The organism is Anaeromusa acidaminophila DSM 3853 (assembly GCF_000374545.1).
GTDB classification, from domain to species: Bacteria; Bacillota; Negativicutes; order Anaeromusales; family Anaeromusaceae; genus Anaeromusa; species Anaeromusa acidaminophila.
This window is the reverse complement of record NZ_KB894590.1, coordinates 1-21,680: the sequence shown is the minus strand read 5'-3', so window position 1 is coordinate 21,680 and position 21,680 is coordinate 1. Positions and strand designations below refer to the sequence as shown.

23 protein-coding genes and 2 riboswitches are annotated in these 21,680 nt (G+C 49.8%); of the genes, 6 read left to right on the top strand and 17 right to left on the bottom strand.

All coding sequences use genetic code 11. From position 1 onward, the window contains the following. Window positions 1-7: 7 nt before the first annotated feature. From hisB to hisG, 4 genes are read right to left on the bottom strand one after another with little or no spacing between them, the layout of a single operon-like run. On the bottom strand, window positions 8-595 hold the full coding sequence (gene hisB, locus C508_RS0107875) for an imidazoleglycerol-phosphate dehydratase HisB (protein WP_018703006.1): 588 nt from the start codon (window positions 593-595) through the stop codon (window positions 8-10). Continuing rightward, window positions 595-1,647, bottom strand: a complete 1,053-nt coding sequence (gene hisC, locus C508_RS0107870) for a histidinol-phosphate transaminase (protein ID WP_018703005.1) — start codon at window positions 1,645-1,647, stop codon at window positions 595-597. Before hisC ends, hisB begins: the two co-directional genes overlap by 1 nt. Continuing rightward, the gene (gene hisD, locus C508_RS0107865; RefSeq protein ID WP_018703004.1) at window positions 1,647-2,993 is read right to left on the bottom strand and encodes a histidinol dehydrogenase; all 1,347 of its coding nucleotides are present in this window, start codon (window positions 2,991-2,993) and stop codon (window positions 1,647-1,649) included. The genes hisC and hisD overlap by 1 nt, the downstream gene beginning before the upstream one ends. Further along, window positions 2,990-3,655 carry an ATP phosphoribosyltransferase gene (gene hisG / locus C508_RS0107860; protein ID WP_018703003.1) on the bottom strand — a complete coding sequence of 222 codons (666 nt, stop codon included), beginning with the start codon at window positions 3,653-3,655 and terminating at the stop codon, window positions 2,990-2,992. The genes hisD and hisG overlap by 4 nt, the downstream gene beginning before the upstream one ends. Before the next feature lie 161 nt (window positions 3,656-3,816). On the opposite strand from hisG, the gene C508_RS0107855 reads away from it, so the two are divergent. Beyond that, the gene (locus C508_RS0107855; protein WP_018703002.1) at window positions 3,817-4,767 is read left to right on the top strand and encodes a D-2-hydroxyacid dehydrogenase; all 951 of its coding nucleotides are present in this window, start codon (window positions 3,817-3,819) and stop codon (window positions 4,765-4,767) included. A gap of 5 nt (window positions 4,768-4,772) precedes the next feature. On the opposite strand, the gene C508_RS0107850 is transcribed toward C508_RS0107855, so the two are convergent. From C508_RS0107850 to C508_RS0107840, 3 genes are read right to left on the bottom strand one after another with little or no spacing between them, the layout of a single operon-like run. After that, complete coding sequence (locus C508_RS0107850; RefSeq protein WP_018703001.1) at window positions 4,773-5,300, bottom strand: HD domain-containing protein; 528 nt, start codon at window positions 5,298-5,300, stop codon at window positions 4,773-4,775. A 5-nt stretch (window positions 5,301-5,305) separates the two neighbouring features. Beyond that, complete coding sequence (gene hisZ / locus C508_RS0107845; protein WP_018703000.1) at window positions 5,306-6,493, bottom strand: ATP phosphoribosyltransferase regulatory subunit; 1,188 nt, start codon at window positions 6,491-6,493, stop codon at window positions 5,306-5,308. Continuing rightward, window positions 6,480-6,815, bottom strand: coding sequence for a YerC/YecD family TrpR-related protein (locus C508_RS0107840; RefSeq protein ID WP_018702999.1), 336 nt, complete (start codon window positions 6,813-6,815; stop codon window positions 6,480-6,482). The genes hisZ and C508_RS0107840 overlap by 14 nt, the downstream gene beginning before the upstream one ends. A gap of 201 nt (window positions 6,816-7,016) precedes the next feature. Continuing rightward, window positions 7,017-7,119, top strand: a riboswitch (SAM riboswitch). A gap of 83 nt (window positions 7,120-7,202) precedes the next feature. On the opposite strand from C508_RS0107840, the gene C508_RS0107835 reads away from it, so the two are divergent. The 4 genes from C508_RS0107835 to C508_RS0107820 are packed head-to-tail and all read left to right on the top strand — an operon-like array spanning window position 7,203 to window position 10,602. Continuing rightward, a complete protein-coding gene (locus C508_RS0107835; protein WP_018702998.1) occupies window positions 7,203-8,267 on the top strand; it encodes a methionine ABC transporter ATP-binding protein in 1,065 nt (354 codons plus the stop codon). After that, window positions 8,236-8,889, top strand: a complete 654-nt coding sequence (locus C508_RS0107830) for a methionine ABC transporter permease (protein WP_018702997.1) — start codon at window positions 8,236-8,238, stop codon at window positions 8,887-8,889. The genes C508_RS0107835 and C508_RS0107830 overlap by 32 nt, the downstream gene beginning before the upstream one ends. A 24-nt stretch (window positions 8,890-8,913) precedes the next feature. Continuing rightward, complete coding sequence (locus tag C508_RS0107825; RefSeq protein WP_018702996.1) at window positions 8,914-9,735, top strand: MetQ/NlpA family ABC transporter substrate-binding protein; 822 nt, start codon at window positions 8,914-8,916, stop codon at window positions 9,733-9,735. Window positions 9,736-9,795: 60 nt separating this feature from the next. Then, on the top strand, window positions 9,796-10,602 hold the full coding sequence (locus C508_RS0107820) for a MetQ/NlpA family ABC transporter substrate-binding protein (protein WP_018702995.1): 807 nt from the start codon (window positions 9,796-9,798) through the stop codon (window positions 10,600-10,602). Window positions 10,603-10,930: 328 nt separating this feature from the next. Here the strand turns inward: C508_RS0107820 and C508_RS0107815 are convergent, their stop codons facing one another. The 9 genes from C508_RS0107815 to C508_RS0107775 form a co-directional block, all read right to left on the bottom strand. Next, complete coding sequence (locus tag C508_RS0107815; RefSeq protein ID WP_018702994.1) at window positions 10,931-11,560, bottom strand: TetR/AcrR family transcriptional regulator; 630 nt, start codon at window positions 11,558-11,560, stop codon at window positions 10,931-10,933. A gap of 162 nt (window positions 11,561-11,722) precedes the next feature. Then, window positions 11,723-12,997 carry a phosphoribosylamine--glycine ligase gene (gene purD, locus C508_RS0107810; RefSeq protein ID WP_018702993.1) on the bottom strand — a complete coding sequence of 425 codons (1,275 nt, stop codon included), beginning with the start codon at window positions 12,995-12,997 and terminating at the stop codon, window positions 11,723-11,725. 163 nt (window positions 12,998-13,160) lie between these two features. Then, a complete protein-coding gene (purH, locus tag C508_RS0107805) occupies window positions 13,161-14,705 on the bottom strand; it encodes a bifunctional phosphoribosylaminoimidazolecarboxamide formyltransferase/IMP cyclohydrolase (protein WP_245553726.1) in 1,545 nt (514 codons plus the stop codon). A 7-nt stretch (window positions 14,706-14,712) separates the two neighbouring features. Continuing rightward, the gene (purN, locus tag C508_RS0107800) at window positions 14,713-15,336 is read right to left on the bottom strand and encodes a phosphoribosylglycinamide formyltransferase (protein WP_018702991.1); all 624 of its coding nucleotides are present in this window, start codon (window positions 15,334-15,336) and stop codon (window positions 14,713-14,715) included. Beyond that, on the bottom strand, window positions 15,326-16,402 hold the full coding sequence (gene purM, locus C508_RS0107795) for a phosphoribosylformylglycinamidine cyclo-ligase (RefSeq protein ID WP_018702990.1): 1,077 nt from the start codon (window positions 16,400-16,402) through the stop codon (window positions 15,326-15,328). Before purM ends, purN begins: the two co-directional genes overlap by 11 nt. Window positions 16,403-16,416: 14 nt before the next feature. Then, entirely contained in the window at window positions 16,417-17,850 is a 1,434-nt protein-coding gene (gene purF, locus C508_RS0107790; protein ID WP_018702989.1) for an amidophosphoribosyltransferase, read from the bottom strand. 3 nt (window positions 17,851-17,853) lie between these two features. Next, window positions 17,854-18,561 carry a phosphoribosylaminoimidazolesuccinocarboxamide synthase gene (gene purC / locus C508_RS0107785; protein ID WP_018702988.1) on the bottom strand — a complete coding sequence of 236 codons (708 nt, stop codon included), beginning with the start codon at window positions 18,559-18,561 and terminating at the stop codon, window positions 17,854-17,856. Window positions 18,562-18,574: 13 nt separating this feature from the next. Next, window positions 18,575-19,081, bottom strand: coding sequence for a 5-(carboxyamino)imidazole ribonucleotide mutase (gene purE / locus C508_RS0107780; RefSeq protein WP_018702987.1), 507 nt, complete (start codon window positions 19,079-19,081; stop codon window positions 18,575-18,577). 192 nt (window positions 19,082-19,273) lie between these two features. Beyond that, window positions 19,274-20,644, bottom strand: a complete 1,371-nt coding sequence (locus tag C508_RS0107775) for an NCS2 family permease (protein WP_018702986.1) — start codon at window positions 20,642-20,644, stop codon at window positions 19,274-19,276. Between the two features lie 175 nt (window positions 20,645-20,819). Beyond that, window positions 20,820-20,921, bottom strand: a riboswitch (purine riboswitch). Between the two features lie 181 nt (window positions 20,922-21,102). Between C508_RS0107775 and C508_RS0107765 the strand changes: the two genes are divergently transcribed. Further along, complete coding sequence (locus C508_RS0107765; protein ID WP_018702984.1) at window positions 21,103-21,303, top strand: hypothetical protein; 201 nt, start codon at window positions 21,103-21,105, stop codon at window positions 21,301-21,303. Between the two features lie 95 nt (window positions 21,304-21,398). Here C508_RS0107765 and C508_RS0107760 read toward each other — a convergent pair. Continuing rightward, window positions 21,399-21,680, bottom strand: a 282-nt coding sequence (locus tag C508_RS0107760; RefSeq protein WP_018702983.1) for an IS3 family transposase, incomplete at its 5' end; no start/stop codon positions are given.

Sequence of the window (21,680 nt, the reverse complement as noted above, 5' to 3'; positions counted from 1 at the left end):
TTTTTATTTAATCCAAGGTTCCTTTCGTCGAAAGAACGCCCCTCACCCGGCTATCTTTAGCCATGGCGTCCGCTAGCGCCCGTCCCAGCGCTTTAAAGATGGCTTCTACCATATGATGGGCGTTCTTGCCGGATAACAGGCGTACATGCAAAGTTAGCCCTGCATGCACCGATAAAGCCCGCAAAAACTCTTCCACCAGCTCCAAATCAAAGTCTCCCACCTTGCCAAAAGGCAGCTGCGCATCAAACACAAGGTACGGACGGCCGCTGATATCCAGGCTGACCATCGCCAGCGCCTCATCCATCGGTACAAAAGCCGTGCCATAGCGAGCAATGCCGGCCTTATCTCCCAGCGCCTGCTGCAGCGCCTGCCCCAGGCAAATGCCGGTATCCTCCACCGTATGGTGGCCGTCCACTTCCAGATCCCCCTGCACTTCCAGTTGCAAACCGAAAAAGCCGTGCTTTCCCAGCAAAACCAGCATATGGTCAAAAAAGCCAAGACCTGTCTGTACTAGCGGTGTTTTCGGTTCATCCAGTTGTACTGAAAGACAAATTTTCGTTTCCGCCGTGCGGCGCTCTACCGCAGCCGTACGCATTAGCTTCGCTCCCAAAAAGCGCGCATTTCCCGAAGCAACGCATCGTTCTCCATAGAAGACCCGACGCTAATTCGGAAACAGTCGCTCAATTCGCCGCCAAAATTGCGGATACAGATGCGTTTTTCCATTAAATATGCTACCATTTCTTGCGTTTTAGCACTGCGCCCAAAGATAAAATTCGTCTCAGACGGATACACTGTCAAATCTTGGATCTTACCCAGTTCTGTAGCCAAGCGCTTACGCTCCAACACCAAGGTATCAATCAAAGGTTGAAACTCGTCGCGCATCTGCCATACGGTTTCCGCCACTACCAAAGATATTGCGCTCACATGGTAAGGCATCATCAGCTTGCTGATCATCGTTGTAACCTGCGCGTCAGCCAACATGTACCCCACCCGCGCCGCCGCCAAACCATACGCTTTGGAGAAGGTTCTGGCTACAATAAGATGTCTGTATTTAGGCAGCAAATCCACCACAGAATCCCCGTAGAACTCCATATAGGCTTCATCCGCCACAACCGGACAAGGCGCACCGGCAATGATGCGTTCAATTTCCTCGCGCGGCGTCACCGAGCCAGTAGGATTATTGGGGTTGCAAAGCAGAATCACCGCGGCATTGTTTTCTCTAGCCGCCTGCAGCACTTTAGCCGCATCCAGTTGGTATTGTTCATTAAGAGCAACCGGCACAGCCACGCTGTCCGTAATTTTCGCATAAATACCATACATGGAAAAAGAAGGCGTCGGATAGACAATGCCTCTCCCCGGTCCGCCTAATGCATGACAGATAGCAGCCAAAATCTCGCTGGAGCCGCCGCCTACCTGCACCTCTTCGACAGCTAAGCCATAGGATTCAGCAAGCATTTCCCGCAGCCCCATTTTCCCCAGATCCGGATAGCGGTTAAAGGCCAAACAAGCCAAACGGTCCTCTACTCGCTCCGCCACCCTTGGCGGCAGATTAAAGGGGCTTTCGTTTGCATCCAGTTTTACAGCCCAATCGCTTTCTTCCACAGTATATACCGGCAGTTCTTCTAAGCCGGGACGATAGGTCCACATCAGTCATTCCTCCTTACCTTTACTGCATTGGCATGCGCCTGCAAGCCCTCCGCTTCGGCCAAGCGAATGACGTCATCCGACACGGCTGCCAGCGCTTCCTGAGTGTATGCAATCAGGCTGGTTTTCTTCATAAAAGTCTCTACATTGAGTACCGAATAAAATCTCGCTGTGCCGCCGGTAGGCAGCACATGGTTGGGCCCAGCAAAATAATCGCCCAAAGGCTCCGGCGAATAAGGCCCTAAAAAGATGGCTCCTGCATGCCTTAGCAGCGGCAGCAAAGCAAAGGGCTGCGCCGTCAACACCTCCAAATGCTCCGGAGCGGCTACATTGGCCAATTCCGCCGCTTCCTCAATGGAGTCCGTCACTAAAATCAGACCGCTCTTTTCTAAAGCCGCCTCCGCCATCTCACGGCGCGGTAAAAGAGCCAACTGGCGCTCCAATTCGCTTTCTACTGCTGCCGCCAAAGTTTCGCTATCTGTAATCAAGATGCTCGAAGCCAGTACATCATGCTCAGCCTGACTAAGCATATCTGCGGCAATATAATCCGCTCGAGCGCTATTGTCCGCTAAAATTAAAATCTCGCTAGGTCCTGCCAGCATATCAATATCACAGTGGCCGTAGACGGCTTTTTTGGCTAACGTAACAAAAATATTGCCCGGTCCGGTAATTTTATCCACTTTGGGCACGGTTTCCGTACCGAAAGCCAGCGCAGCCACGGCTTGAGCGCCGCCCACTTTAAAGACCCTATGCACTCCGGCTTCGCGCGCTGCCGCCAATACGCAGGGAGCTAAACGCCCTTGACGATCTGGAGGAGCTACCATGATAATTTCCCGCACGCCAGCAACCGCCGCTGGTACAGCATTCATAATAACCGACGAAGGATAGGTGGCTGTGCCTCCTGGTACATACAAGCCAACTCGGTCCAACGGCCGACTGTTCTGCCCCAGCATAGCCCCATGCTCTCGATACGTCAGCCACGATTTGGGCAGCTGTTCACTGTGGTAGCGACGCACATTAGCCACAGCCCGACGAATGCTTGCCAATAACGCCTCATCTACCGATTGACAAGCTTCCTCCCACTCCGCCGCCGTCACTTCCAACGTATCCGCCGTCAACTGCGCCCCGTCAAAGCGCTGTGTATAATCGCAAAGAGCTTCATTTTTACGGCAACGCACATCGTCCACAATCCGCTGCACAACCTGTACCGCAGATAATTCCTCCCCAAAGGATTCTTTAATACGCGCCTTCGCCTTTTCTCCCAGCTCCACTTCGTCAAAAGCAGGCTTGCGCAGCAACGCTTCACAGCCTTCACGGCCTAATTCTCTACTATTTTTTCTGCGAATCATTGCTTCCCCTCCTCCTGCAACAAAGCGCGAAGCCCTTCTACCATCGCTTGGATACGGTCAAACTTCATTTTAAAGCTCACGCGGTTAGCGATAAAGCGAGCTGTCGCCTCTTCAATCGGTGCAATTTCATCCAATTGATTTTCCTTCAAGGTCGTGCCTGTTTCCACGATATCCACAATCAGCTCCGCCAGCCCCACCATAGGCGCCAGTTCAATCGAACCGTTAAGCTTAATAATTTCTACTTGAATTCCTTGCTGATAGAAAAAGCGTTCCGCCACGTTAGGATATTTTGTAGCCACCCGCATGTGCGCATAATCGCTCAGCTTCTCTCGCTTCATGGCCCGCGGCACTGCAACCATCAAACGACAGCGTCCAAAACCGAGATCCAGCAGTTCATAAACATCCCGCTCTTCTTCCAGCAATACGTCTTTGCCAATAATCCCCACGTCCGCCGCTCCATATTCTACATAGGTCGGCAAATCCGCTGTTTTGGTAATAATAAAGCGCACTTTCTTTTCTTCGTTCGTCAATACCAGCTTGCGTGATTTTTCGCTGAGATCATCGGCTGTATAGCCAATGCGTCCCAATAATTCCGCCGCTTTGGCAAACAATTTCCCTTTAGGCAAAGCTACCGTCAGGTAATTCATATCACTCGAAGTCATTGCGCCGCCTCTTTTCCGTTAATTCTTTATCTAGTTAAAGTGCTAATACGTAGATATTAACACTTGTAAAAAGATTCGTCAAGATGTGTAGGATTTTGCCAAAGAATGTCGAATAAGAAAAACTATTCGTGTTATTTCAATGTTTACAGGAGGGTTTTTCTATGCCCGCATTTCATATTGTCGTTCTTAATAAGCTAAAGCAGGAGCATCTAGAAATGATCGAGGCCGCCGCACCGGGCAGCACCATCATTTCCTGCACCCTGGAAGAAGCCAGCATCCACATGGACAAAGCGGACATTCTCCTGGCGTGGGGCTTTAATGACATTCGCCCGCTCTTTTTATCCGCTTCCCGTCTGCACTGGGTTCATTCTCTCAGCGCCGGCGTAGAAAAGCTGACCTTCGCGGAGATGCGTCGCAGCCAGTGCTTGCTTACCAACTCGCGGGGCATTCACGGCATCCCTGTTTCCGAGCACGTTTTGTCCATGATGCTTTCTTTTTCCCGCAGCCTGCCGGGATGCGCTAAAAATCAAGCAGCTCACCTTTGGAAACGCGTGTCCTGTGATGAGGTGCACGATAAAACCATTGGCATCTTAGGCTTGGGTAGCATTGGACGAGAAATTGCCAAAAAGGCAAAAGCGTTCAGCATGAATGTTCTGGCCATGAAAAGGGAAGAAACCTCTGAGCTTTTCGTTGACCAGCTTTATAAGCCTCATGAACTAATGGAAATGCTGCCACAATGCGATTTCGTCGTCGTCTCTCTGCCTTTGACGGAAGAAACCAAGGGCCTCCTAACGCTGGAACAGTTCCGCGCCATGAAATCTTCCGCTTATTTTATCAACATCGCCCGCGGTGAAGTACTTGTAGAAGCAGATTTAATTACCGCCCTGCAAGAAGGCTATATCCGCGGCGCCGGCTTGGACGTTTTTGCCCAGGAACCGTTGCCGACGGATTCGCCGCTTTGGGATATGCCTAATGTCATCATAACGCCCCATGTAGCCGCACTATCTCCCTACTACCTAGACCGCGCTATTAAATTGTTCGCCGACAATCTTACCCGGCTCATTCATGACCGGGAAATGTTTAACATTGTCGACAAGACGAAAGGGTATTAAACTTATCAATTTAAATCGTCGGCTTGCCGCAATAAGGTCAGCTCCGGAGGCTCCTCTGCTTCCGGAGCTTTATGATGCTTTTTTACCGCCTCTACCAATGCGGTTTCGCACCCTGCCGCTAAAAGCAGGCGCGCACTGCGTTCCGGATGGTGAAAATAGACATGAATGGCGTGTCGTAGGTTACGCAGCCTGCCCCCTCTGCCTTCACGCCCCCATTTGCGAATTCCCGGCGCTAGGCGATGCAGCAGCACCATGGCAATTTTATCCTGAGTGCTGACATCGCCTTTTATTTTGCCTACGTCATGTAGAAGCGCCAAACGAATGAGAAAACGCTCCTCTATATCCTTCCTGCCTACTGCAAGCCGCCTGGCGCTCCGTACTACACCCAAGCAATGATATTGATCCGGCAGGTTCATACCCCAAAACAGTTTTTGCTCCGCCTCATTTAAATAGGCTTGCACCAAATCCCGATCCTCATCGGTTATGACGGCATGGAGCGCCGCCCATACCTGCCGCACGCGCTGTTGCCACATAACAATCAATCTCCTGTAAAGTATTCCAGTCGCCCGCAGCAACGGCCCTCACAGCGTTGTTTCGCTTCAGTATGATTTTCCTCTTGCGCCGCCAGCTCGACCCTCAGCCCCTCCTGGCGCAAGCTTGTCGCCCGTTGAATCGCTTGCACCAAGCCTTTCTTTGCCCAAGAAATATATACATCGCTTTTCGCGGCGCAAACCTCCAGTTTTTGCCTTTGTCTCGCCAAGAGGACTCGTTCAATTCCCAAGGCAAAGCCGGTAGCCGGACAATCCTGCCCGTAAGCGCCCGCCAACTGGTCATAGCGTCCGCCGCCAAGCACCGGAAAACCAAGCCCTGGCGTGTACGCTTCAAAAACCATGCCTGTATAATAGGAGAAATTACGAAAAACTCCTAAATCAAAAACCACATGCTCCGCCACCCCATAATGCTCCAGCAAGGCGTAAATTTGGGCTAAATTATCGAGCGCCCGGCGGCTGACGTCATTATTCACTAAGCTGCGGGCTTCTTCCAGCAATTCTCGTTTGCCATGCAGCAAAGGAATCCGGCGTAAAAGCTGCTGCACTCCTGCAGAAATGCCACTGTCTGCGAGCAATTTTTCCAAACCGACTAAATCCCGGCTTGTTAAAGCCTGGCGAATTTCACGGCTTTGTTCTCCCTGCAAGCCAGCTTCCATTAAGAGACCATTGATAAAATCAACCTGTCCTAAGCTGATTTGAAAGGAACCCAATCCGGCATCCAACAGACTTTCCACTGCTAAAGCCACTACTTCGGCGTCCGCCGTAGCGCCGCCTTCACCCAAAAGTTCAACCCCTGCCTGGTAAAATTCGCATTGCCGTCCGGCCTGCGCCTCTTCATAGCGAAACACATTCGCTAAATAGCAAAGCCGCAGCGGAGCTTCCTGATCCTTCAGACGGGTAGCCGCCACTCTGGCAATGGGAGTGGTCATGTCCGGCCGCAAAGCTAAAAGACGATTATGACGGTCGAAGAACTTGTATAAATGCGCCTCAATCCCTTCGCTGCCAGCCTGCAAAGTTTCCATATACTCCATAGTAGGGGTAATGATCTCCTCATACCCCCAACGAGCAAACAAACGAATAAGGCTTTCCTCCACTTGTCGTTTTTGTCCTACTTCGCCCGGCAGGAAATCACGCATCCCATAGGGAATTTTAGGTACAAATTCATTTTTTCTCATGTATCTCTTCGTCTCCTTGCTCCGCCTCATTTTTGACTTCCATACGTTCTAAAATCAGCTTGTAGCCGTCAGCGCCGTAATGCAAACAACGCTTGACACGGCTGATCGTAGCGGTGCTGGCTCCGGTACGATCTACAATTTCATCATAGGTATGTTTTTTACGCAGCATCCGAGCTACTTCCAACCGCTGCGCCAGCGCCTTAAGCTCGCTAATTGTACAAATGTCTTCAAAGAGTTGATAACATTCTTCCACTGTTTCCAACTGCAATACTGCTTCACACAAATGGTCGGTAAGAACATCTTTCAACTTCGGATTTACCATTAGATTACCCCTTTCATCAACACATGAACATCTTATACATATTCTCTCTTTCCCTTCAAAGTCCTCCCTTCACTTCTTTTCTTCTTTAGTTTGTGAAAATATTTTTTTCTTGACAGCGCTCTAGACGCGTGCTAAAGTTATTCTCACGTAATCAATTGCATCCGTAAGCATTTGATTTTTAAGAACTGATAATTTCATATTTTTTCATCAAGAGCTGGCAGAGGGACGGGCCCGATGAAGCCGCGGCAACCATCACATAGGTGAACGGTGCCAATTCCTGCAGGATACGCCTGGCAGATGAAGAACTGAGTTGTACTCATGACGTCTCTTCGCTTGCCACGAAGAGATTTTTTGTATTTACATGCATTTGCAGAGAGGGGATTCACCATGATTCAGCTAGAAAACATCGAAAAAACCTATCCCGCTTCCAGCGGCTCCGACGCCGTTCACGCCTTGCGGGGCATCAGTCTCACCATTGAAGAGGGAGAGATTTTTGGAGTCATAGGCAAAAGCGGCGCTGGCAAGAGCACCCTTATTCGCTGCATCAATCTTCTGGAGCGGCCTACTGCCGGAACCGTTACTGTTAACGGCCAAGAACTGACTTCCTTTAATGAACAACAGCTCCGGGAAGCGCGCAAAAAAATCGGCATGATTTTTCAGCATTTCAATCTGCTTTCCTCCCGCACAGTATTTGAAAACATAGCCTTCCCCTTAGAGTTGGCTGGTGTCAGCAAAAAAGAAATCGAACAAAAAGTCAGCCGCCTCTTAGAGTTGGTCGAGCTCTCCGACAAGCGTGATCAATATCCGGCGCAACTTTCTGGCGGACAAAAACAGCGCGTAGGCATCGCTCGCGCACTGGCAAACCAGCCAACCGTGCTGCTTTGCGATGAAGCCACCTCCGCTCTAGACCCGCAGACCACCAAAGCCATTTTAGAGCTACTGAAAAATATTAACAAGCAACTTGGCCTGACCATTGTGCTCATCACGCACGAAATGCAAGTCATTAAAGAAATTTGCGACCGTGTCGCAGTCATTGAAAACGGCGTCATCAGCGAAGAAGGCCCTGTTTTGGATGTATTCACCCAGCCTAAAACCGATACAACAAGAGAATTCATTCGCACCATCATTAACCATGATCTGCCGGAAGTTCTCGCAGACGTGGCTTTCTCTTCTACCCCCTTGCCGGAAGGCAATCTGGTACTGCGCCTATCCTTCTTAGGGCAATCCGCCGAAGAGCCTGTTATCGCTACTTTGATTCGTCAGTATCAAGTCACGCCCAACATTCTCTACGGCAACATCGACCACATTCAAAGCACTCCCTATGGTACGCTCATTTTAGAACTGTCAGGCGCGCAAACAGATCTAGATGCGGCCTTAGCCTATTTGAAACAACGCAATCTTGGAATTGAGGTGATCGGCTATGTCTCAAGACATGCTTCTCTTGCTGGTTAAGTCTTTGGGAGAAACCACCTATATGGTAGCTTTTTCCTCCTTTGTCGCCGCTCTTTTCGGCATTCCCTTGGGTGTCATTTTAGTCACAACTGACAAAGGACACATCCTGGAAAATTTAGCTCTCTATCGCGTTTTAGGCGCTATTGTTAACGCTTGCCGTTCGGTTCCTTTTATTATTTTGATGGTAGCCATCATTCCTGTCACCCGTATGATCGCGGGAACCTCTATTGGCACTGACGCCGCGGTTGTGCCCTTAAGTTTGGCCGCCATTCCCTTTTTAGCTCGTATTGTAGAAACCGCTATTAAGGAAGTAGATTATGGATTGGTGGAAGCTGCGCAAGCTATGGGCGCGTCGCCGCTGGCCATCATTACCCGGGTGCTTTTACCAGAGTCTATGCCTTCCATCATTTCGGGATTAACCTTAATGGTCATTAGCCTTGTAGGCTATTCCGCCATGGCCGGCGCCATTGGAGGCGGCGGTCTGGGGGATTTGGCCATTCGCTATGGTTATCAGCGTTTTCGCGGTGATGTGATGTTGGCAACGGTTGTCGTTTTGGTCGCTCAGGTACAAATCATCCAATCCTGCGGCGATCTGATTGCAGCCAAGCTCAATAAAAAATAAGAAAATTTCAAGGAGGTAATTTCTATGAAAAAAAAATCTCTGCTTCTTCTGGTAGTTCTTCTCTCGTTGACCTTGGTTATTGCCGGTTGCGGCGGCAATGACTCCAAACCCGCAGCGCAAAATGCCAAAACCGTTCTGAAAGTCGGCGCCACTCCGGTACCGCATGCGGAAATTCTCAACGTCGTTAAGCCGATTTTAGCTAAAGAAGGAATCGACCTGGTAATCGTCGAAATGAACGATTATGTACGTCCAAATCTTGCGGTAGCGGATAAGGAACTGGACGCCAACTTCTTTCAGCATGTACCCTACTTGAATAAATTCATTTCTGAACGCAATTTGCAGTTGGCTTACACTACAAAAGTTCATATTGAGCCTATGGGCGTATATTCTCAAAAAATTAAAAATCTTAACGACTTAGCCGATGGCGCTCAAGTTGGCATTCCCAATGACCCGACAAATGGCGGACGCGCCCTTTCTCTGCTGGAAAAAGCCGGTTTACTGAAACTTAAGGAAGGCGTTGGCGTAAACGCTACGATTTCCGATATTGTCTCCAACCCCAAAAACCTAAAAATCCGTGAACTCGAAGCGCCGCAACTGCCTCGTTCTCTTGAAGATCTGGCTATTGCCGTTATCAACACGAACTATGCGCTAGAAGCCAAATTAGTCCCTGCTAAAGATGCTTTGTTCATTGAGCAGAAGGATTCTCCTTACGCTAATATCTTGACGATTCGCAAGGGAGATGAAAATCGTCCTGAAATTCAAAAGCTGACGAAAGCGCTGACCTCTGACGAAGTGAGGAAATTCATCAACGAGAAATATCAAGGTGCAATCGTTCCAGCGTTTTAATCTGACGTGCAGCCCCTGTGCGGAAGCAACGCTGCGTTGCGCCTGCATGGGGGTTTTTCTATGTCAAATCGCAAACTAGCCATCTTACTAGTAAGTCTTTTAGTAGTTATGATCGGCATTGGCTATGCCGTGGCCATTATGACCAGCACGGTCAAACCGATTAAAGTGGGCATTGTGGCCGGACCGCACGAAGACATCTTAAAGGTCGTACAAAATGTCGCTGAAAAAGACGGCCTGCACATTCAAGTCGTAAAATTCAACGATTATGTCAAAATCAATGAAGCCCTGGCCAATGAAAAGATAGACGCCAATATTTTTCAGCCGGAAGCCTATTTAACAACTGTCAATAAAGACCGTGGTTTTAAATTGCAAGCAGCAGCCAAGACGGTACTTTTCCCCCTGGGTTTTTATTCAAAAAAAATCTCCAGCCTCAATGATTTGCCGCGCGGGGCTGTTGTCGCCCTGCCCCAGGATCCGATCAGTCTGAGCCGAGCCTTGCTACTGCTCCATAAAAGCGGCGTCATCGCCTTGCGGCAGGATGCGCTGCCAGCCCCTACGCTGGAAGATATACAGGGAAACCCCTTGGGGCTTGTCTTCAAAACAGCTATGGCCAATACACTTCCCAGACATATGGAAGACGCACATCTCTTAGGCATTCCCAGCGGCTATGCTTTTTCATACGGCCTAGCGCCCAACAAGGCTCTGCTCATGGAACCGGCATCCTCCGCCTATGCGCATGTCATTGCCGTACGCGAAGGCGAAACCGATAACCGTTCCCTCCAGCTATTTATCAAAGCGTACCACTCTCCTGAAGTACGCAATTACATTGAAGAACATTTTCAAGGCACTATTTTACCAGCTTGGTAAAACGTTCTCTCGGTGTGAACACTTGACTTTTTGCAATGTTCTTGTTATACTTAAATCAAAGAAAAGGGTAGATGAAGAGAAAGTCGCCGGAAGCAGTGGCGACAGGTAGCTCGACAACTACCACAGTCAGGGGTGAGTCCAATGAAAGAGGAAGCAGAGTTTCGGTCACCATGTAAGGGGGCGGTCGTATCAGCAAACAATTGGGCAGTCCCACAACTGAATAACTGACTAAACGAAGTGCATCAAGTGTATGCACCGAAGAGCGCGATTCCTATCGTGCGAAAAAATAGAAATCCCCGGTCGACTGGCTGAGTCGACCGGGGATTATTTATTGTGAAGAAGCGACAATGCCATACAAGACAATTTCATTAACGCTATTCGCCATCTCGTCAATATTATCTTGCACAAAACCCTGAAACACCATCATTACGATCACGCTAAAAATACCGCAACCCACAAGGCGGGTTTCGCAGTCTCGCAAAGCTCCTGCTTCAATACCTTGCAAAATAACAGCCTCCAGGCGGCCTATATTACGACAAAACCATTGGTTGTATTTTTCCATGGTCTGCTGCGGCACCGCCGCCAATTCCGGAGCTCCTAAGCCACGCATTTCATGCATCATGACGCGCCATAAATCCGCATTCACCATAAAAAACGCTAAAAACTCCCGAATCAGCGTATGGATTTTTTGCAGCGGCGGCTCTGAAGAATTAACAATCGCTTCGGCAACCTCTTCAAACGGAGCGCTCCGCTCTTGTATCAAGGTATAAAAAAGCTGCTCCTTATTGACAAAATAGTTATACACTGTACCTTTGCCTGTATCGGCTAGGGCAATGATTTCATCAACGGTCGCTTTATGATAGCCCTTTCTTGCAAACACTACGCCTGCCGCATCCAGAATCTGTTGTCTTTTACTCCGGACCTCTGCCGCTGCTTCCGAGGCGTGTCGCTTGCGCATGGCCTAGTTCCCCCTATATAAAAAGTGCGGGGGCCTTCCGCCCCCGCCTGCTTATGAACGCGCCGCTTGATTCAAGACGGCGTTTCTTAGTTGAAGCCTGATTCGATTACATTATAGTTCCATTTCTCACAGTCTGTCAACCAAGATCCCCGGAAAGATAACTTAGCGGCGAGCCAACGCTCGATACGCGATATCTTTACGATACTGAACACCTTCAAAGGAAATACATTTGACTCCTTTATACGCTGTCGCTACTGCTTCAGCAATATCAGCGCCGCTGGCGGTAACCCCCAGCACTCGGCCTCCTGCAGTAACAATATTCCCGTCCGCCGACAGGCCGGTTCCCGCATGAAATACGACCGTTCCTGCTGCTGCAGCCTCAGCCAAACCCTGGATAACGTCTCCCTTACGGTAGCTTTCTGGATACCCGCCAGCCGCCATAACTACGCATACGGTGCTGCTTTGCTTCCACTTGACCTCTGTTGTCGCCAGCTTGCCATCTATGCATGCCAGCATAATCTCAACCAGGTCGCTTTCCAGCAAAGGCAATACCACTTGGGTCTCCGGATCGCCAAAGCGCGCGTTAAATTCAACTACGCGAGGGCCTTTCTCCGTAATCATCAGCCCGGCATAGAGCACGCCTTTATAGGGACAGCCTTCTGCCGCCATAGCTTTAACCATAGGCTGCAAAACTGTTTCCAAAGTCTGCTTTAAAATAGACTCCGTAGCCACCGGAGCCGGAGCATAGGCGCCCATGCCGCCCGTATTCGGTCCTTGATCGCCGTCAAAAATACGCTTATGGTCTTGAGCCGCGACCATTGGCACTACCGTTTCGCCATCGGCAAAAGCCAGCAAAGAAGCTTCTTCTCCCTGCATAAACTCTTCGAGCACAACTCGGTTGCCAGCGCTTCCGAAGCGTCCCTGGCAAAGCATATCATCGATAGCAGCTACGGCTTCTTCTTCCGTCATGGCCACGACCACGCCCTTGCCAGCCGCAAGGCCGTCCGCCTTGACTACGATCGGCGCGCCATTTTTACGCACATACTCTTTCGCGGCTTCAGCATCAGTGAATACCGCAAAATCCGCTGTTGGAATACCGTATTTAGCCATGATTTCCTTAGCAAACTGTTTAGAGCCTTCCAAACGGGCCGCCGCCTGGGAAGGTCCGAATGCGCGCAAGCCTTTGGCGGCAAAAAAGTCCACGATTCCTTCTACCAAAGGCCCCTCCGGCCCTACCACTGTCAAATCAATATCGTTTTCTTGGGCAAATGCCGCTAAGGCTTCGTGATCCTCCACACCGAGATTCACGCATTGCGCCAAAGGCGCCATCCCAGGATTTCCGGGAGCGCAAAAAATAGCTGAAACTTGTTCGCTTTGCGCCAGCTTCCAAACCAACGCATGCTCGCGGCCGCCGCCGCCAATGACTAAAATACGCACAATCCCACCTCTTTCCAAACATCGTCTTTGAGTTTGCCGTCTATTAACAAACACTAGCATACAGAAAAAGCAGAGACAGACGGTATTCTGCCAAGAAAACACTCATGCCGCATTTGCCTCAACACCCATGTTCTCTAACATCCTCCGCTGCCTCTGCCTGTTTTTAATGTTTAAAGTGGCGCATACCGGTAAAGACCATGGCAATGCCATGCTCATCGGCCGCCTGAATGGATTCTTCATCCCGAACGGAGCCGCCAGGCTGAATAATGGCGGTAATTCCCGCTTTTGCCGCCGTATCAATGGTATCGCGGAAGGGGAAGAAAGCATCGGAAGACAATACCGCTCCTTTAGCCGCTTCGCCGGCCTGTTCCAAGGCAATAGCCGCAGAACCGACTCGGTTCATTTGACCAGCACCGACTCCTAGAGTTTTATCTTCTGCTGCTACGACAATAGCGTTGGACTTCACATGTTTAACCACCGTCCAGGCAAAACGAAGCTGCTTCCATTCCTCTTCTGTCGGCTGGCGCTTAGAAACCACTTTCAGTTCGCTCTCTACGAGCTCCTGCGTATCTTTTTCCTGCAGCAGCAGACCGCCGGAAACTTTTTTAATATCCCATTCTTTATGGCCCTTCTGAGGTAATGGCGCCGCTAAAAGACGGATATTCTTCTTCTGAGACAAAATATCCATCGCTTCCTTCGTATAGGAAGGAGCAATGACCGCCTCCAAGAAAATAGTGCTTAACTCGCCGGCTGTTTCGGCATCTACTTCCCGGTTTAAGCCGACAATACCGCCAAAAGCGGATACCGGATCCGCGCTATGCGCTTTGCGGTAAGCATCGGCCAACGTTACGCCCATGCCAGTGCCGCAAGGATTGGTATGCTTGATAATAGCCGCTGCTGGCTGCGAAAAATCCGCCGCTACTGCATAGGCCGCTTCCAAATCCACCAGGTTGTTAAAGGATAATTCTTTGCCATGCAGCTGCTGCGCTGCCGCCAGGCCGCTGTGAGCGCCTCTTTCCTTGTAAAAGGCAGCCGCCTGATGAGGATTTTCGCCATAACGCAGATCTTGCGCTTTTTCCCATACGCCGTGCAGCGTTCCAGGAAAATTGTCCTCTCCATCCAACCGTTGCGCCAAGTACCGAGCAATGCAGGCATCATATTCGCCGGTATGACTGTAGGCTTCCTGGGAAAGACGCATGCGGGTTTTATCCGATACTTCGCCGTTTTGGCGCAGCTCCTCTACCACCGTCTGATATCGATCAGGATTGACGACCACGGTCACATAAGCGAAATTTTTCGCTGCCGCACGAATCATAGCCGGTCCGCCAATATCAATGTTCTCAACGGCTTCCTCCAGGGTCACCCCTTCTTTAGCTATGGTTTGACGGAAAGGATACAAATTCACGGCTACCAAATCAATCCCCGTAATGCCATGCTCTTTCATAGCCGCCACATGCGCTTCATTGTCACGGATGGCCAAGATGCCGCCATGCACATACGGGTTCAAGGTTTTTACGCGGCCATCCATGATTTCCGGAAAGCCCGTAATATCGCTTACATAAGTTACAGGCAGTCCCGCCGCCCGCAGAGTCTTCATCGTACCGCCGGTAGAGACGATTTCCACGCCCATTTGGCAAAGCTCTTTGGCAAACTCCACTACGCCGCTTTTATCAGAAACGCTAATTAATGCGCGCCGAATTTTCATCATTTTTACCTCACTTTTCGCTTCGGATATGAACCTGTCGTCCTTCAATCTCCAGACGTTCCTCGCAAAACAACGCAATGGCCCGAGGATACAGCCGATGTTCCACATGAAGAATACGATCCGCCAGCGTCTGGGTTGTATCCCCTGCTTCAACCGGTACGGCTTCCTGCAGGATGATGGGACCGCTGTCCATGCCTTCATCTACAAAATGCACAGTACACCCTGCCACTTTAACACCGTAACGGAGCGCTTGTCCCTGCGCATCCAGTCCTGGAAACGCAGGCAGCAACGACGGGTGAATGTTGACGATAGCTCCTGGGAAGCGCTGAATGAAGCAAGAACTCAAAATGCGCATAAAACCAGCCAATACCACCAGGTCTACTTGATGCCGTTCCAGCTCGTCCGCCAGAGCGGTCTCATAAGCAGCCCGATCTGCAAAAGCTTTCCGTTCTAACACTACCGTCGGAATGCCCATGCCGCGTACACGCAGCAACGCTTTGGCCTCTGGATTATCGCTGATCACAACCCCCACCTTGGCCAAAGGCAGTCTCCCCGCATGAATGGCGTCCAAAATAGCCTGTAAGTTGCTGCCGCGTCCAGAAACAAGTACGCCCAATGCCTTTTTAGCGGTCATGGTCGAACTCGCCTCCTTTAAGGGTCACTTCTCCGTTGCCAGCGACGACGGAACCGATGCGATAGCAGGTTTCTCCGCGCTGCGCCAAATCATCCATTACAGCCTGCGCCTGTTCCTGCGGCACTACCAAAATCATGCCGATACCCATATTGAAGGTACGGTACATTTCCGGCCAAGCCACATTGCCCCATTGTTGCAAAAGCGAGAAAATCGCAGGGCGCGGCCAAGCTTCAATATCCACTTCCACCGCCGTACCCTCAGGCAGCACGCGCGGAATGTTGTCGTAAAAACCGCCGCCGGTGATATGCACCAGCCCGCGCAGATCGAAGCGGCCGAACAAAGGCAGGCACGCCTTAGGATACAAGCGAGTAGGTTCTAAAAGCTCTTCGCCCAAAGGGCGCCCCAGCTCCGGAACCACTGTTTTCAAATCCAGCTTTTGCACATCCAAGCAAATTTTGCGCACCAACGAATAGCCATTGGAATGAACGCCGCTTGAAGGTAAGCCCAAGAGAACATCGCCGGCTTGAATGGTTTCACCAGTGATAATCTCTTCTTTTTCCACGACACCGACGGCAAAGCCTCCGATGTCGTATTCGCCTTCGCCGTAAAAGCCGGCCATTTCCGCAGTTTCTCCCCCAATGAGAGCGCAGCCGGACTCTTTACAGGCCCTGGCAATACCGCCGACGATATCAGCCACCTGGGTCGGACTAACTTTGGCAACCGCCAGATAGTCCAGGAAAAAGAGAGGCTCCGCTCCTTGCACCAAGATGTCATTTACACACATGGCTACCGCATCCTGGCCGATGGTATCATGCTTGTCCATCAGAAATGCCAAGCGCAGCTTAGTACCAACGCCGTCTGTGCCCGAAACAAGTACAGGCTCCCGATATTTTCCCGTATTCAAAGCGAAAAGACCGCCAAAACCGCCTATATCGCCAAGCACTTCCGGTCGATAGGTGCTGCGCACATGCGCTTTCATCCGTTGTACCGCCTCGTTACCAGCGTCAATATCTACGCCGGCGTCGCGATAAGTCAGGGACGGCGCGTTTTTCTTCATCTCAGACATGCACTCTTCCTCCATTAACGTCGCTTTTGCTCAAAAATGAATTTCTGGGTTGCAATTTCCGCTTCGCACTCGATCTCTGTCGGATAGTCATTATTAAAGCAGGCGTAGCACATTTGGCTGGCGTCCACATTAGCAACACAGCCTTGCAAGCCTTCAATAGTCAAATAATGCAAAGAATCGGCGCCAATAAACTCACGGATTTCCTCTACGCTTTTGCTGGCGGCAATCAATTCCTTACGAGCCGAAGTATCAATGCCGTAATAGCAAGGACAGGAAATTGGCGGGGAGCTGACACACATATGCACTTCCTTAGCTCCTGCTTCCTTAAGCATATGCACGATTTTACCGCTCGTCGTGCCGCGCACAATGGAATCATCCACCATCACAACGGATTTTCCGGCCACAGCCGCCCGAACAGCATTCAACTTCAAGCGTACGCCCATATCCCGCTTCTTCTGCTCCGGCTGAATAAAGGTCCGGCCAATATAGCGGTTTTTCATTAGGCCTTCCATAAAAGGAATGCCCGACTCGTAACTATAGCCCAAAGCGGCTGTCGTTCCCGAATCCGGCACGGAAATGACGACGTCCGCTTTGACGCCATGCTCTCTGGCCAGTTGACGACCCATTTCAAAACGCGCCTGCTGCACGCTTTGACCGTCAATCACGCTGTCAGGACGAGCAAAGTAAATATATTCAAAAATACACAACGCTTGCCGTTTCGGTTGGGCAAAGCGGAAGGAATGCAAGCCACTTTCGTCCACAACCACCATTTCACCGGGTTCCACGTCACGAACGAACTCAGCGCCTACCGTATCCAGCGCACAAGATTCCGAAGCAATTACATAGCCGTCATTCAAACGACCTACGCAAAGAGGCCGAAACCCGTTCGGATCTCGTACTCCTAACAGTTTGTCCTCGGTCATAACCACCAAGCAATACGCGCCATCCACATCCCGAAGGCTCTCCATAACCTTTTCTTCCAAGGAGTCTTTGCGGGAACGAGCAATCAAATTGACGATCACTTCGCTATCAATGGACGTTTGAAAAATACAGCCTTCCTCTTCCAGCTTCTTGCGCAGCGAACCGGCATTCGTTAAATTGCCGTTATGAGCCATAGAAATGGTCCCGCCTGCGTATCGCACCATCAACGGCTGCGTATTGGCCAAAAGACTAGAGCCAGTTGTCGAATAGCGCACATGGCCAATGGATATATATTGGTTCTCCATACGAGGAAGTTGGTGGCGAAATACTTCGCCCACCAGTCCCATGCCGCGATGGACATCCATCCAGGCTCCGTCAGTAACGGCAATGCCGGCGCTTTCCTGACCTCGGTGCTGCAAAGCGTACAGCCCCCAATAGGTGCAATGCGTCACATCTTCCGTATGGGAATAGATACCGAAGACGCCACATTCTTCATGCAGAGTATCGTTGTCCATCACATCGATCATTGCTTATTTCTCTCCTGTCAAGCGATACAATACTTCTTTATAAGCTTCTTCTACATTGCCCAAATCCCGGCGGAAGCGGTCCTTATCCATCTTTTCGCCGGTTTTGCTGTCCCAGAAGCGGCAGGTATCCGGAGAAATTTCGTCACCCAGAATCACTTCTCCTTTATGAATGCCGAATTCCAGTTTGAAGTCAATCAATTCCAAGCCTTTTTCTTTCAGGTAAGCAGAAAGAATTTCGTTGATTTTCAAAGCATACTCGGAAACCTTCTGCATTTGCTCTGGAGTAGCCAAATTCATAGCGGCAATATGATAATCGTTGATCATAGGATCGCCCAGTTCGTCATCTTTGTAGTAGAATTCCAAAACCGTTTTAGCCATTTTGGTTCCTTCCGCAAGGCCCAGACGTTTCGCCAAGCTGCCAGCGGCAATATTGCGCACTACCACTTCTACCGGTAAAATTTGCAAAGTTTTTACCAGCATTTCCCGATCGCTGAGACGTTTTACCAAATGATGAGGAATACCGGCTTTGCCCAGCATTTCAAAGAAAAACGCGGAAATTTTGTTATTCAAAACACCTTTATCCTGAATGGTTCCTTTTTTCTCGCCGTTAAAAGCGGTGGCATCATCCTTGTAATACACGAGCAGCTCATCTGGATTGTCTGTTGCAAAAATCTGTTTCGCTTTGCCTTCGTATAAGGGTTTCTTTCCCACAGATATATCCTCCTTATGCCTTTGCAGCTTCCTCATTCCAAATTTTTGTCACCTTATCCGCTTTAGCGGCTACTTCTTCAGCCATTTGCTTGCGGTACTCTTTCAACTTGGCCGCTAGCTCTTCATTGCCTACAGCTAAAATCTGCACAGCGAAAATCGCGGCATTCTTAGCGCCGTCTACAGCCATGGTCGCTACAGGAATCCCTGAAGGCATCTGCACAATGCTCAAAAGAGCGTCAAAGCCTGCCAAAGGAGTCGCCGCAATCGGCACGCCGATGACCGGCAGCGTAGTAAAGCTGGCAATTACGCCAGGCAAATGAGCGGCTGCGCCAGCAGCTGCAATAATAACCTTCACGCCGCGCTCAGCAGCGCCGGCGGCAAACTCATGAACCACATCCGGCGTACGATGCGCCGAAGCCACGATGACTTCACATTCCACGCCAAAAGACTTGAGTACTTTGGCCGCTCCTTCCAGCCTAGGCCAGTCGGAATCGCTTCCCATTATGATAGCAACCTTCATAAACAGCCTCCCTTTGCATTTCATCATTTCATCACATTGGGTCAGTTCTATGTTTGCTGCGATTCTCCTGCACCTTTCCTTCCGGCACCGGACTCGTTGCGGAAGGAAAACCCGGAGAACAGGCGCGGAAGAGTTTCCTCTTCCGCGCCATGGCTGCATCGCCTCACAGGATATTTTAAAGATAAAGGCGGCTTATTCCGCAAGGAACATATAACGCAGCACCACCAGCACCGCTAAAATATAGACAATCCAATGCACTTCTTTACTGCGTCCATTGATAAGCTTCAATAGAGGGTATAACACCAAGCCGGCGGAAATGCCGTTGGCAATGCTATACGTAAAAGGCATCAGAATAATGGTCATAAAAGCCGGGAAAAATTCGGTAAAATCGGTGAAATCAATATTGCGCACTGATTCCATCATCAAGGCGCCGACAATGATCAAGGCCGGAGCCGTCGCCGCACTGGGAATAAGACCTACCAACGGCGTGAAGAACATGGACAATAAGAACAGCAAACCGCAAACCACAGCCGTCAAACCGGTACGACCGCCAACCCCAACGCCAGCGGCGCTTTCTACAAAAGCGGTAATGGTGCTGGTTCCTAAAAGCGAACCGATACTGACACCGGCAGCGTCCGTGAGCATCGCCTTGCCCATCCCCGGAAAACGACCTGTTTTATCCATTAGACCGGCTTTCGTAGCCATCCCCACCATAGTACCCATGGCGTCGAAGAGTTCCACAAAAGTAAAGGTAAAGATAATGGTCAAGAGTCCCATGTTTAAAGCGCCCATGATATCCAAGGCAAAAAAAGCATTGCGGCTAAAATCAGGGATAGACACCGGCGAAAAACCGGCGGGAATATTAACAATGCCTGTAGCAATACCTGCAACCGAAGTCAGCAAAATGCCGATCAAAATCGCGCCCTTTACTTGACGGCCCATCAGGATCGCCGTGATAAAAAGACCGCACAGCGCCAAAAACACATCCGGGCTGCCCAACTTGCCCAGCTCGATAATGGTTTCAAAAGATAGCGGCGTGCCATTGCCATGTGCCGCGACAATCTTTTCCAGCGTCGGCGGAATAAGAGACAAACGAATACTCATAATGCCGGAAAGCTTCAGTCCCACAACGGTGATAAACAAGCCAATCCCCACGGTAATAGCCTGTTTCAAGGCCATGGGCATGCCTTCCACCAGCAGTTGGCGAACTCGAGTAACTGTCAATAAGATAAAAATAAGACCGGAAATAAAAACAGCGCCTAACGCAGCCTGCCACGGCACTCCCATGCCGATAATAACCGTAAAAGCGTAAAATGCATTCAAGCCCATTCCCGGGGCCATGGCGATCGGATAATTAACAAATAAGCCCATCATAATTGTAACCAGACCGGCTCCAATGGAGGTAGCCAGCAAGACGGCATTTTTATCCATCCCTGCGGCGCCTAGAATACTAGGATTGACAAACAGAATATAGGCCATAGCCATAAACGTAGTAATCCCTGCGGTGATTTCGGTATTTACATTGGTGTTTCTTTCACGCAATGCAAATAGCTTTTCCAACATGTGCGTCTCTCCTCTGTCTGCTATTTTTTGATACCTAGAGAAATCTCCTGATTTTCCGAATAAGTGCAGCTACCCGCTCAAACAAAAAACACCGCCAGAAAATTCGCGGGTTTTGCCTGAGCGAAAATTCCGTCCGGTGCGGCAGCTAGGGAGTCTTTCCCTGCACTATCTGGCATCTGCTGGAGATTCCGCTCGTAGTCAGACAATTTACGGTTGTCCGGTAGAGACATTTGGGCCGTATTCCCAAACATATACGAGCCGTATGCGGTTACGGTTTTATTTTAACAGCATCAGCAGAGTGAGTCAACGAAAACATGAACCTTATTTCTTCATTTTTATTTAACGTTCGGATTTCTCTTTTTTTCTTTCCCCTTAAGGTTTCTTCTATTTCGTACGATATAAGGGATGAAGGTCCTGTATTGTTCGTGACCAATTTTAACACAAAGGAGGCCCCTGTCATGGTTCAACGCATTCAACGCATCGATCGCATCCGCCCTATTGATTCATACTCCTCGGGGCAATCCGGTTTGAAGCAAAAGCGAAAAAAACAAGCGCCTTCCTTTGGCCGTTCCTTGCAAAATGAAGTAGCCGCCGAAGCAGATAAAGAAAAAAACACGCCCCTGCCGCCATTACAAGCGACCATTTACTATACGGTATAGATAACAATAAAAAAATGACCGTAACGCCCAAACGGCTGATGTGACCCCAATAAGTTAGACTTTATAGCGTATCAGTTTTTACTGGTACGCTATGTTTATGCAGCATTAAGATGAAGCCTGTATTCTAGAGGACTCATCCAACACAAGGACTGCTTGATTCTTTGCTCGTTGTAATATTTTACATACTTGTTTATTGCATCTTTCAATTCATCATAGCTGTAATAAACGACGCCGTAGTACATTTCTTGTTTCATAATTCCAAAAAAGTTTTCCATTACCGAGTTGTCATGACAGTTTCCCTTGCGAGACATACTTTGATATATTTTATTAGCCTTTAAAGTTCGTGTATATGCTTTCATCTGGTAAGCCCATCCCTG

Excerpts from the sequence above, each read along its gene's own strand:
- C508_RS0107850 (WP_018703001.1), bottom strand. The coding sequence starts at position 5,300 with ATGTGGCAACAGCGCGTGCGGCAGGTATGGGCGGCGCTCCATGCCGTC.
- purN (WP_018702991.1), bottom strand. The coding sequence starts at position 15,336 with ATGACCGCTAAAAAGGCATTGGGCGTACTTGTTTCTGGACGCGGCAGC.
- C508_RS0107840 (WP_018702999.1), bottom strand. The coding sequence starts at position 6,815 with ATGGTAAATCCGAAGTTGAAAGATGTTCTTACCGACCATTTGTGTGAA.
- C508_RS0107835 (WP_018702998.1), top strand. The coding sequence starts at position 7,203 with ATGATTCAGCTAGAAAACATCGAAAAAACCTATCCCGCTTCCAGCGGC.
- hisG (WP_018703003.1), bottom strand. The coding sequence starts at position 3,655 with ATGACTTCGAGTGATATGAATTACCTGACGGTAGCTTTGCCTAAAGGG.
- C508_RS0107825 (WP_018702996.1), top strand. The coding sequence starts at position 8,914 with ATGAAAAAAAAATCTCTGCTTCTTCTGGTAGTTCTTCTCTCGTTGACC.
- C508_RS0107855 (WP_018703002.1), top strand. The coding sequence starts at position 3,817 with ATGCCCGCATTTCATATTGTCGTTCTTAATAAGCTAAAGCAGGAGCAT.
- C508_RS0107815 (WP_018702994.1), bottom strand. The coding sequence starts at position 11,560 with ATGCGCAAGCGACACGCCTCGGAAGCAGCGGCAGAGGTCCGGAGTAAA.
- purM (WP_018702990.1), bottom strand. The coding sequence starts at position 16,402 with ATGTCTGAGATGAAGAAAAACGCGCCGTCCCTGACTTATCGCGACGCC.
- purE (WP_018702987.1), bottom strand. The coding sequence starts at position 19,081 with ATGAAGGTTGCTATCATAATGGGAAGCGATTCCGACTGGCCTAGGCTG.
- C508_RS0107830 (WP_018702997.1), top strand. The coding sequence starts at position 8,236 with ATGTCTCAAGACATGCTTCTCTTGCTGGTTAAGTCTTTGGGAGAAACC.
- C508_RS0107820 (WP_018702995.1), top strand. The coding sequence starts at position 9,796 with ATGTCAAATCGCAAACTAGCCATCTTACTAGTAAGTCTTTTAGTAGTT.
- hisZ (WP_018703000.1), bottom strand. The coding sequence starts at position 6,493 with ATGAGAAAAAATGAATTTGTACCTAAAATTCCCTATGGGATGCGTGAT.
- hisC (WP_018703005.1), bottom strand. The coding sequence starts at position 1,647 with ATGTGGACCTATCGTCCCGGCTTAGAAGAACTGCCGGTATATACTGTG.
- C508_RS0107775 (WP_018702986.1), bottom strand. The coding sequence starts at position 20,644 with ATGTTGGAAAAGCTATTTGCATTGCGTGAAAGAAACACCAATGTAAAT.
- purH (WP_245553726.1), bottom strand. The coding sequence starts at position 14,705 with ATGATGAAAATTCGGCGCGCATTAATTAGCGTTTCTGATAAAAGCGGC.
- hisB (WP_018703006.1), bottom strand. The coding sequence starts at position 595 with ATGCGTACGGCTGCGGTAGAGCGCCGCACGGCGGAAACGAAAATTTGT.
- C508_RS0107765 (WP_018702984.1), top strand. The coding sequence starts at position 21,103 with ATGGTTCAACGCATTCAACGCATCGATCGCATCCGCCCTATTGATTCA.
- hisD (WP_018703004.1), bottom strand. The coding sequence starts at position 2,993 with ATGATTCGCAGAAAAAATAGTAGAGAATTAGGCCGTGAAGGCTGTGAA.
- purF (WP_018702989.1), bottom strand. The coding sequence starts at position 17,850 with ATGATCGATGTGATGGACAACGATACTCTGCATGAAGAATGTGGCGTC.